2 protein-coding genes are annotated in these 1,065 nt (G+C 76.3%); one reads left to right on the forward strand and one right to left on the reverse strand.

Going from position 1 to position 1,065, the window contains the following annotated elements; genetic code table 11:
- A partial coding sequence (locus B7767_RS33020) for an enoyl-CoA hydratase/isomerase family protein (protein ID WP_143652750.1) occupies nt 1-441 on the forward strand: 441 nt, incomplete at its 5' end.
- Between the two features lie 45 nt (nt 442-486).
- On the opposite strand, the gene B7767_RS33025 is transcribed toward B7767_RS33020, so the two are convergent.
- On the reverse strand, nt 487-1,065 hold a 579-nt coding region (locus B7767_RS33025; RefSeq protein WP_373408257.1), incomplete at its 5' end, for a DinB family protein.

Below are 1,065 nucleotides of genomic sequence, written 5' to 3' on the forward strand. Positions count from 1 at the left end.
ATCGCCCGCGTCCAGGGCAGGGCCGTCGGCGCCGGCGTCGGGCTCGCGCTCGCCTGCGATCTGCGCGTGGGTGCGGACACCGCGTCCTTCCGCCTGCCCGAACTCGCCCTCGGTGTACCCCCCGCCTGGGGCGGGCTGCTCCCCCGCCTGATCAGCGAGGTGGGGGCCGCCCGCGTACGGGAGCTGATCCTCACCGCACGTGTCTTCGACGCCCAGGAGGCCCTCGGTCTGTCGGTCCTGCACCGGGCCGTGCCGCGGGACGCGCTCGACGACGCCGTCATGGCCTGGGCCAGACCCGTCCTGCGACGGCCGGCCTCCGCCCTGCGGGTCACCAAGGCCATGTTCAACTCGCTCACCGCCACCACACGGCTCGCCGACACCTCGGTGTTCGATCCCGAACTCCTGGCGGCGGTCCTCACCCAGCAGCACCGGCCCGGCTGACCGCGGACGTGCCGCTCGGCGGGCGGACGCGGCGATCCGCGCCGGTCAGGCGGACGTCCGCCCGTCGAGCGTCTCGCGCAGGATGTCGGCGTGCCCCGCGTGCTGCGCGGTCTCGGAGATGAGGTGCGCCAGCACCCCGCGCACACTGCGCACCGCTCCCGGCTCGTACCAGGGAGCCTCGGGCAGCGGGTGGGCCGCCGACAGGTCGGGCACGGAGGCGACGACCTCCTCGGTGCGGGCGGCGACCCTCGCGTAGCGCGCGAGGACGCCGTCCAGGGTGTCGCCGGGCAGCATCCGGAAGCCGTTCCGATGGTCGACGGCCCACTGCGGGACCTCGCGGGCGGTACCGGCCGCGAGGTCGGCCCAGGTGACGCCGTCGGGCAGGTCGTGGCGCATCGCGGACGGCCCCTCGGTCATGAAGGCCGTCCACGCCTCCTCCATGGACGCGACGTGCTTGATCAGCCCGCCCAGGCACAGGGCGCTGACCGTCGGGCGTGCGGCGGCCTGTTCGTCGCTCAGTCCGCGCGCCGCGGCGGTCAGGGACGCCCGCGCGGTCGCGAGCGCGGCGAGCAGATCGGCCCGTTCGGCGTCGAGGGCGGGCGGCCGGGGCGCGGCGGGGGGGGG

Origin of the sequence: Streptomyces sp. 13-12-16, from assembly GCF_002114215.1 — a bacterium.
GTDB lineage: Bacteria > Actinomycetota > Actinomycetes > Streptomycetales > Streptomycetaceae > Streptomyces.